This is a genomic window from Thermodesulfobacteriota bacterium (genome assembly GCA_040753795.1).
Lineage (GTDB): Bacteria > Desulfobacterota > Desulfobacteria > Desulfobacterales > Desulfosudaceae > JBFMDX01.
In genome coordinates this window covers 36789-45988 of sequence record JBFMDX010000028.1, presented here as the reverse complement: position 1 = coordinate 45988, position 9200 = coordinate 36789, and the positions used below count along the sequence as shown (strand labels likewise).

Genomic DNA, 9200 nt, shown 5'->3' with positions numbered 1-9200 from the left:
CTTCTTGACGCGTTTTACCATCTGGGTACCTCCTTTTATATTGTCGGTTCTTCGTCAAACCTCAATATAACAGGAGCCCCAGATGGTTCCTTCTATTTTATGCTAATGGCCGTGCAAAATTCAGGTATCCACTTGTGGTCATCGCTTGCCTGGCAATATTTATACATTCTTTTGGAAAAAATTTTTTTGAACCAACAACAATTACATTTCTTTCTATTACTTTATTGGGTTTATTCGTGCTCTTATTTTTGTGGTATTTTTACGTAACTATCTTTAGATTAAAATTTGAAAAATATAAAAACACATAACCAGAAAGCTCAAGTGGACAGCCAGGGCACACGGGTTTTGAAATCTCGGGGGAATTGAACATCAACAACATTTAAGAAAGTCTGTGGAAGCCCTGGCTGCCATTGGCTTTCGCCGTTGAATAAGAAGAAACATGCGTAAGGATTTGAGCGGTTAACCGAATGCTACAATGTGTAGGGTCATGGGCTACTTGAAGGGTGATCCTTTCCCGTGTCGTAAACGTTAACAAAACAGGAGGAACAGCAGATGAGTAAAAAATGGTTTGTGTTTGCACTCGCAGCTATGTTGGCGGGTTCGGCGTTCGCCGCTGAAAAGGAATCCAGCCGAGTTACCCCGAATCTGGACAAGGGAACCAAGGTTCTTGAAGGTGCAGGATACATCTATCTGATGGGAGATGAAGTCCAAATTCAGCTCGCCTACGGCCAGTTCGTCGCCGACGGCATCGAAGTTGCCGCGGTCGCTGGATTACGCGACAACGATTTCTACATGAGCACCGAGTTGGGAGTCCGTGCCGAGTACAACCTCGTACTTGATTCGGCTCTTGTGCCGTTCCTGAGCGCCGGCGCTGTCTGGGCCGATGCCGAAGCCGACGATAGCGATATTGACACCGACGCCGCCGTCTTTTCGGTCGGCGGCGGCGCGAAGTACTTCATCCGCGACGACGTTGCTCTTGCCGTGGACGGCAGCTACCTTATTGCCACCGATGATATCTTCGTCGATAGTGAAGACGGAGAGGTGCAGGATGACGAAGTCCGCATCCTTCTCAGCGTTCGTTTCTACTTCGACTAATTGATAGTCCGTATTGAACTTCGCCCCATCCCGTCATCCGGAGCGGGCCGCGTTTTTGTCTCTGCCGCAAAGCATCGAGAAGTATGCGGGCTACTATTTCCATTGCGTGCATAGCTGAATAATGTCTCACACTGCAAAACTCTTCTTGTCAATTGAATCGCTTCAGCCAACAAGGGATTGCTTCGTTCCGCGGCCTGTTCCCGCGGCGGGCTGCGCTTGCCGCGGAACCAGGCTGCTTCACCGCCAGGGCCAAAAGGAAATGATCCATGAAATACGCACCGCTCCTCTTGTCATCGGCTCTTGTTTAAGGCTGTTCTTTTGCTCAGCTAATCATAATTTAGGTCACATGGGAAAGCGGCCAACATGTGCCTCCTGGAGGACGCCGCGAGGCGCGGCACCCCGGAGGCTTGTCGTTAGCCCTCTAACGGCTATGCACTCAGGAGATCAAAGCGCTTCTTGTGTTTCCCCGGCAACAAGTTTCCAGGGTCACCCGTGGCCGTCTCCGGAATAATCGAAACCAATATGAAACGTTACTTGCGTCTCACTTTACCGGCCATACTGCTTCTGGTCTCGGGATGCGCGGGTCAGCCGCAATGGACAAAATATGAGGTGTGCTTCGGGCTTTCTTCCGATGCCGGCCAGACGAGGATTTCCGATCAGGACTGGGAACGATTCAGGGATGAACAAATCGTCACGCGCTTCCCTGACGGGTTTACCTTGTACAGCGCCCAGGGATACTGGCAAAGCGGGGCAACAATCTACGCCGAGCCTTCAATGATGCTGATGGTCGTATCTCCCGACAGGGAAAGCACCGTCAGAAAGCTGGATGAAATAGCCCGGTCCTACAAACAGCAGTTCCATCAGGAGTCGGTTCTTCAGATCCGGTCGGAAGTGGACGCCGATTTCAACGAGTAAGGGATAACTTCATAAACGAATGGTGCGGGAACGCTTTCAGCGGCCCTGGAATACAACCCGTAAAAAGAGGAAGAACGATATGTCCGAATTTAAGAATGTGACTGTCATTAAAAAGGCCAATGTTTATTTTGACGGCAAAGTCACCAGCCGCACGGTTGTCTTCCCGGACGGCTCGCGCAAAACCCTTGGCATTATGGCCCCGGGAAAATATGAGTTCAACACGGATGTTAAAGAGATCATGGAAATCCTCTCCGGCGAACTGGATGTATTGATATCGGAAAGCGAGGGATGGAAAACGATAAAAGGCGGGGGACAATTTGAAGTCCCGGCCAAATCCAAATTCGGCCTGAACGTCAAAAGCCTTACCGACTACTGCTGTTCTTATATCAAATAAAGAACAATGCCGATCGCCGTCAAATCCGCCAATACGATCCTGTACTGCGGCAAATGGGAGGAAACCGTGCGGTTCTACCGGGACCGGCTGGAACTGCCGGTGACCTTTTCCTCGGACTGGTTCGTGGAATTCCGGTCAGGCGACGGGGCGTTCATCAGCATCGCCGATGAAAAGCGGTCTTCCGTAAAAAGTTGCCGGGGACAGGGCGTCACCATTACCCTGGAGGTCGACGACATTGAAGCGGCCCATCGGGCGGCCGGAGAAATTGGACTGAACCCCACGGATATCAGGACGCATCCCTGGGGCGCCCGGGTGTTTTATCTGCGGGATCCGGAAGGGCACCGTCTGGAAATATGGCGTAAAGAAGCTTCCGCTACGGCTGAAGCACCAGCCGGAAGCCCAGGTTATTGAACCGGGAGTCCGGCGCATCGTCATTGCGGATGGCCGAGCGGCAGTAAACCGCATCCCGGTTCCAGCAGCCCCCGCGATTCACGCGGCTGGCGCCCGAATCCGGGCCGGCCGGATCTTTAACGCTGCCTGAAGGATAATCCCCGTACCAGTCCGCGCACCATTCCCAGACATTGCCGTGCATGTCATACAATCCCCAGGCGTTGGGCGGGAAACTTTTTACCGGCACGGGTTTGCCCCTCAGTTTCCCCCTGGGGCATCCGTAAAAGGAAATGGCGCTGTCATAATTGGCCTGGGCATCGGTCAGGCAGTCACCGGTATGAAACAGCCCGGTGGTTCCCGCCCGGCAGGCATACTCCCACTCGGCCTCGGTCGGCAGACGATAAATCCGGCCGGTCTTTTTGTTCAAGCGGCTGATAAAGCCCCGGACGTCATTCCAGGAGACCTGCTCCACCGGGCAGTTATCCCCGCACTCTTTAAAAAAGGCCGGGTTATCGTTCATGATCTTTTTCCACTGCCCCTGGGTCACTTCAGTGGTCTGCAGGTAGAATCCCCTGGTCAGAATCACCGGGTGCTGGACCTCATCACCATACCGGCCCTGCTCTTTTGACGGGCTGCCCATCTGGAAACCGCCCGGCTCTATCCACACAAAGGTCATGCCAAGGTCATTGGTATAGGCTTTCTTGAATTCATCCTCCCTGCCCTGTTCGGCTTTTGCCAGCAGCCGGCGCGCTTCCATGTGGGCAGCGTCCAGGGCCAGGACGTTGTTAAACGATTCGATGGCGGCGTCCCACCGGCTTTCCTGTAAATGCGCCCTGCCGTCGGCCATCAGCCGGGCGATTTCCGACTGCCGGCGCAGCGCCTCCGTTTCCGCCTCCGCTTTTTCCCTGTCCAGAACGGCCTGTCTCTCCGCGGCCGTCATCACCTGACCGCGGAACACGACCTGATCCTGAGTGGGATCTTTCCGGTCGGCATCTTCAGTCGACGCGGTTTTTTGAAGCACGCCGGCCTGATCCCCTTTAGCACCCCACCAGGCACAGCCGTAACAGCACAACAGAAATAGCGAAACCGCAGCCAGCAGCAGCCGGGCCGGGGCCAGCATCTTGTCTAATCGCATGGATATCCTCTACAAGATACGATCAAAACAAAGCCCGGGCGAAATCTCACGTTTTCCGCCCGGGCTTTACTGATGTCACACATTAACCGGTCGTCATGTCCGGTTTCACTGCCTTTTTAAAATTGCCTTTGCCTTAACTAAACCGACCGGCTATATCCTGCCGGCTACCGAACCGGCTGTAACGTGGTCCGCCGGTTGTGGGCCTTGCCCGCCGCCGAGTCATTGGAGGCGGCCGGTTTGTTGTAGGCGTACCCCTTGCAGCTCATGCGGGAGCCGTCAATCCCCTTTTTGGCCAGATAGTCGTAGACGGCCTGGGCGCGTTTTTCCGACAGCTTCTGATTACCGTTCAATGATCCGATGGTGCAGGTATGGCCCTGGACCTCAACCTTCAGGTCAGGATTCTTTTTCATGATGTCGACGACCTGGTTCAGATTTTTGAAATACTTGGTGGTGACTTTCGCCTTTCCCAGCCCGAAAAAGGCAACGACCCAGCAGCCGCGCTGGTCCACGCCGACGCCGGCTATGGTATCCGGGCAGTCGTCCATCTCGTCCGCCACGCCGTCATTATCGCCGTCAGGCGCGCCGCCGAGATAGAACGTCCGACCGACGCCTACGGCCATGCGATCCTGCAGATCATAATCCGAAGGCATGACGCCGGTTTTGGGAGATATTGTCAGCGGGCTTTTCTCCGTTGTTTTGCCGGCGTCGGCATTAACGGCCAGAACCGCCAGCAGGCAAATCATCGCGACCAGTAAAAAAGAATTCCGATGTTTCATAGTTTCCCCCTTTAGTTCAAGTATATTGTCATGATCCTGTCTGCAAAATCATCACCGATGAGTATCGGACAATAATAAATAAATTGATAATTGTCAACATAAACTGCCGGGGCCGGCCGCTTAAAACAACCAGTTCACCTCGAACCGGGCTTCGTCATAATCGGATTCTCCCCATCCGTCATGACTCATCAGCTTTATTTTACCCTCAAGATCCTTACGGAAACTGTAAATGAAATCGCCCTGCCAGATGGTCGTATTGGTGTTATCCCCGCTCCTGTTGTTCTTTGCCGCGGACAAAACCGTACGGAAAGCTTTGGTGATTTTCCATGCCCAGCTGGCATATTCGGCTTTTGTGCCGGCGGTCCAGTTCACCTCCCCGGTGGTCCGGGTGTAGCCGCCGGTGGGGAATCCTCTCCAGGGCGCGATCACGTCACCGTTCTGGGAGTTATTATGATAACCCAGGGTTAACTTATGATCCTTGAACGCCCCGACCAAACGCAAGGCGTACAAATAGGCGTCGGCGCGGCCATTGATGACATCGTCATGATCAAAGGCGTCGATCTGTGCCGCCGTCTGCCCGTTCATGGTGACATCGTCTATCCCCTCGTCATACTGACGGAAGTAACGGGCGCCCGGCGTAATGGACAGGTCATCGGTAAGCTTAATGGTGTAGTTGGCCTCGGACATGACGGAATAAAACAGGTCGGTGACGCCGGTTACCCAGAAATCCAGCTGCAGGTCCTTGACGGACTTGTTGGTCGCGCCAAGTACCATCAGATCATGGCCTTTTTTACCGCCGTTGGCTTCGGTGTAGCGGACGTGGGAGCCGCTGTCGTCGTTTTCATGCCAGCCGTCCACCAGGATGACGTCATGAAAAGTATTGTGATCCCTGAGTTTCTGGGCGGCAAACCAGCCGGCCTTGACGGTGGTTTGAGGAAGATCCTGGCTGACGACGCTGGCGCCGAGGAAGGTGTTGGGGATCATTTTGGTGTCATTGGAGGCCGTCAGGAAACTCTCGAAGATCTGTCGTCCGCCCCGGATATCGGTCTTGCCAAGGTGATACTGGGCATAAGACTGGGCCATGACGTAAAGGTCATTGGACTCGTAATGGGTGTTGCCGTCCCTGCCGGTGTACTTTCTCCGGTCGAAAGTGTCCTTGCCGGACTTGCCCAGGGCGATGTCTTCGTCATCGATAACCCCCAGATCATTCGCCACATAGTATCCCAGAGTGGCGCTCAATCCGGCCAGCGGCGCTGTTTTCCAGATCATGCTGCCGCCCACGGCAAAGCCCGTGGGATCAACCCCCTGCACCGTTCTGCCGTCGATTTCAGCCTTTTTGGAGTTGTCCTCGTCGGTCCTGTCCAGCCACATGTAGTGGGCCCGGGCCCGGCCGTATATCATTGATTTCTGGAAAATATCCAGAAACGACTCGGCCTTGTCCGGAAGGATCAGATAATCCTCCTCCATGCTGCTTTTTAAGACGCGCTTGACCTTTTCCTCTTCAGCCATCGCCTGTCCCTGGCAGATAAACATGCCCGCAACGGCGAGCAATAAAATCGTTAAAAATAATTTTCCGGTTTTCCACGGATACAACAGCGCCTCCGATGAGTTCGAAAACAAGGACCGATGTCTGAAAACGTGACAGGAAGTCGATTTTTTTTTCATACACATTTCCTCTCTTTTCTTAAATGACATTAATTGAATCCGGGCGGAAATTTCCGACCGGAAAATAAATATAAGAAATCATTTAATTATATAACACTTACGATACCCTCGCCAAAATCTGGAACCGGTCGGTATCATTTCGGCATATTTCAAAGAAACAATCCGGCCATGCGATTACCGGTAACGTAAAGCAGATGCCGTGCCAGAGCGAATCAAAATCCGGGGCCACTTTTAAAATAACCGCTTCGCTTCATCACTTAACACTTAATCACTTAACACTTAATCACTTAACACTTATTTTTGTTTGACAGAAACGCTGTTTCATCATACTAACGGAAAAAATCATAATCTCTGGAATTCCACGCATGCTTGAAGAATCAAAAATAGCGGAAATCATGATCTCCCGCCCCGGCCTTTCCCGGGACATGGCCGAACGGATCTATACTTCCCGTCTTATCGGGCAAAACCCCGCCTGGGTCCTGCACGGCGGCGGCAACACCTCTATGAAAACGGTTGAAAAAGACCTTTTTGGAGAAGACCGGACGGTAATTTATGTCAAAGGCAGCGGCGCGGATCTGGCCGCCATCGATGCCGCCGGTTTTACGTCCCTGGATCTGGCCCCCCTGCGCCGGTTGAGGCAATTGACCGGAATAACCGACGAGGAGATGGACAACCAGCTCAAGATCCATAAGCTGCGGGCAGACGCGCCGGACCCCTCGGTGGAGGCCCTGCTGCATGTGTTCCTGCCCCATAAATTCATTGATCACACCCACGCCGACGCCATTCTCGCCCTGACCAGCCGCGCCGATGCCGATGCCGCTGTCAGGCAAGTCCTGGGCCCGGCGGTATGCGTCATCCCGTATGAAAAATCCGGGCTTCCCCTGGCCTTATCCGCGGTAACCGCCTGGGAAAAACAGGCGGACGCGGAAGCCATCGTGGTGCTGAATCACGGCATCTTCACCTTTGGAGAAGACGCGGAAACCCCCTTCCGCCGCATGATGGATTTCATCGCCCGGGCCGAAGCCTGGCTGAACGGCCAGCCGACCGGCGACAGCAACTGGTCGGCCGCTATCCGGGACGACGGCGCGCCGGCCAGAATCGCCCAGATGATCCGCGGGGCCTGCGCCGGTTCCGATGCCGCGGGCAACCCGTGTACCCTGCTGGTGGATGTCCGCGAAGAGGACGACATCATCAACGTATCCATGAGTTCCATGGCGGCAAGCATATGCGAAGCGGGTGTGCTGACACCGGATCATGTCATCCGTACGGGGAACCGGTATATTTATATCGATAATGTCCCGGCCGGGGACGAAGACCTTTCCGCGGTGATCAGGGAGCGGGTAGCGACCTGGCGGGCGGCCTATGAAACCGGTTTCAACGCTTTCCGGAACGATTCCGACCTGGTCATGCTGGACCCGACCCCGCGGATATTTCTTGTGGCCGGAGTCGGCCTGTTCGCCCTGGGAAAAACAAGGAAGGCGGCCCGCGTCGCCGCGGATATCGCCGCGCATACTCTCCTGACCCGTTTTCAGGCGGGCCTGGCGTCATGCGTGCCCATTGACGAGGCCCATGTTTTTGACATGGAGTACTGGCCCCTTCAACTGAAAAAACTCCGCGGTGCCCCTCCTGCCCTGCTGGCAGGGAAAATCGCCCTGGTGACCGGCGCGGCCGGCGCCATCGGTTTCGGTATCGCCGACCGCCTGCTGGCGGCCGGGGCCACGGTGGCGGTTTCCGATATTGACGAAACCGGGCTGGAGATCGTGAGACAGATTCTGGCCCATCGTTATGATGCCGACCGGGTCGCCGGCATCAATTTTGACGTTACTGATGAAAAAAGCGTTCAGTCGGGTCTGGAAAAAGTTTGTCTGAAATTCGGCGGACTGGATATCCTGGTGCCCAATGCCGGAATCGCCCATGTGGCAAAGATTGAAGATTTGGATATAAAAGTATTTCAAAATGTTATGAGTGTAAACCTCACGGGGACAGTTAATGTTATCAAGGCGGTGGTTCCCGTGTTTCGCCGGCAGAAAACCGGCGGTAATATCGTTCTGATCAGCACCAAAAATGTATTCGATCCCGGCGCTTCCTTCGGAGCCTACAGCGCTTCCAAAGCAGGCGCCCATCAGATGGCGAAGATCGCGGCCCTGGAACTGGCCGAACTCGGTGTCCGGGTGAACATGATCAATCCGGATGCGGTTTTCGGGGACGAGAACGTTCCCTCCAAGCTGTGGGCGTTGATCGGGCCGGATCGGATGAAAGCGCGCGGACTCGATCCCGAAGGGCTGAAAGAATATTACCGGCAGCGGAACCTGCTCAAGGTTTCGGTGTCGGCCCAGCATGTGGGCAATGCCGTGGTCTTTTTCGCCGCCAACCTGACTCCCACAACGGGCGCCGCCCTGCCGGTGGACGGCGGCGTGCCGGCGGCATTTCCCAGGTAACACGGATAACAGCCATGCAATTGCATCATATCGCCCTGGCCAGTTCATCGGAAAAAAAGAGCGACAGGTTTTACCGGGATTTGCTGGGCCTTGAAAAAAAGGACGTCCGAATGGTTCCGGCGGAAAAAATGTCGCAGATATTCAACATCAGCGAAGAGGCACGGCTGATCAATTACAGCGGGAACAACGGACTTCTTTTTGAGATCTTCGTCACCCCCGCGCGGGAAATTGTCGCGGTCTCCCACTCCTGCCTGATTGTCGATGATCGTGATGGTTTTTTTGAAAAATGTTTGCGGATGGATGTTCCGGTTCACCGGATTCCCCGGGGAGACGGGACGTTTATTGTCTTTATCAGGGACGACGATAATAATTTGTTTGAAATCAAATAATCA

9 protein-coding genes are annotated in these 9200 nt (G+C 54.2%); 6 read left to right on the top strand and 3 right to left on the bottom strand.

Annotated elements, in window-relative coordinates; all coding sequences use genetic code 11:
* The first annotated feature begins 552 nt into the window (after positions 1 to 552).
* The 4 genes from AB1724_19525 (at position 553) to AB1724_19510 (ending at position 2815) form a co-directional block, all read left to right on the top strand.
* Entirely contained in the window at positions 553 to 1095 is a 543-nt protein-coding gene (locus AB1724_19525) for an outer membrane beta-barrel protein (protein MEW6080008.1), read from the top strand.
* A gap of 522 nt (positions 1096 to 1617) precedes the next feature.
* Positions 1618 to 2010, top strand: a complete 393-nt coding sequence (locus tag AB1724_19520) for a DUF3574 domain-containing protein (protein MEW6080007.1) — start codon at positions 1618 to 1620, stop codon at positions 2008 to 2010.
* A gap of 79 nt (positions 2011 to 2089) precedes the next feature.
* The gene (locus AB1724_19515; protein ID MEW6080006.1) at positions 2090 to 2404 is read left to right on the top strand and encodes a pyrimidine/purine nucleoside phosphorylase; all 315 of its coding nucleotides are present in this window, start codon (positions 2090 to 2092) and stop codon (positions 2402 to 2404) included.
* Between the two features lie 6 nt (positions 2405 to 2410).
* Entirely contained in the window at positions 2411 to 2815 is a 405-nt protein-coding gene (locus AB1724_19510) for a VOC family protein (protein MEW6080005.1), read from the top strand.
* Here the strand turns inward: AB1724_19510 and AB1724_19505 are convergent.
* From AB1724_19505 to AB1724_19495, 3 genes are all read right to left on the bottom strand, one after another.
* Positions 2778 to 3929, bottom strand: coding sequence for an SUMF1/EgtB/PvdO family nonheme iron enzyme (locus AB1724_19505; GenBank protein ID MEW6080004.1), 1152 nt, complete (start codon positions 3927 to 3929; stop codon positions 2778 to 2780). The two genes, AB1724_19510 and AB1724_19505, sit on opposite strands and share 38 nt — an antisense overlap.
* Positions 3930 to 4093: 164 nt before the next feature.
* On the bottom strand, positions 4094 to 4705 hold the full coding sequence (locus AB1724_19500; GenBank protein ID MEW6080003.1) for an OmpA family protein: 612 nt from the start codon (positions 4703 to 4705) through the stop codon (positions 4094 to 4096).
* A 120-nt stretch (positions 4706 to 4825) separates the two neighbouring features.
* Positions 4826 to 6214, bottom strand: a complete 1389-nt coding sequence (locus tag AB1724_19495; GenBank protein ID MEW6080002.1) for an OprD family outer membrane porin — start codon at positions 6212 to 6214, stop codon at positions 4826 to 4828.
* 521 nt (positions 6215 to 6735) lie between these two features.
* Between AB1724_19495 and AB1724_19490 the strand changes: the two genes are divergently transcribed.
* The gene (locus AB1724_19490) at positions 6736 to 8808 is read left to right on the top strand and encodes a bifunctional aldolase/short-chain dehydrogenase (GenBank protein ID MEW6080001.1); all 2073 of its coding nucleotides are present in this window, start codon (positions 6736 to 6738) and stop codon (positions 8806 to 8808) included.
* 14 nt (positions 8809 to 8822) lie between these two features.
* Entirely contained in the window at positions 8823 to 9197 is a 375-nt protein-coding gene (locus AB1724_19485; GenBank protein MEW6080000.1) for a VOC family protein, read from the top strand.
* Positions 9198 to 9200: the final 3 nt, after the last annotated feature.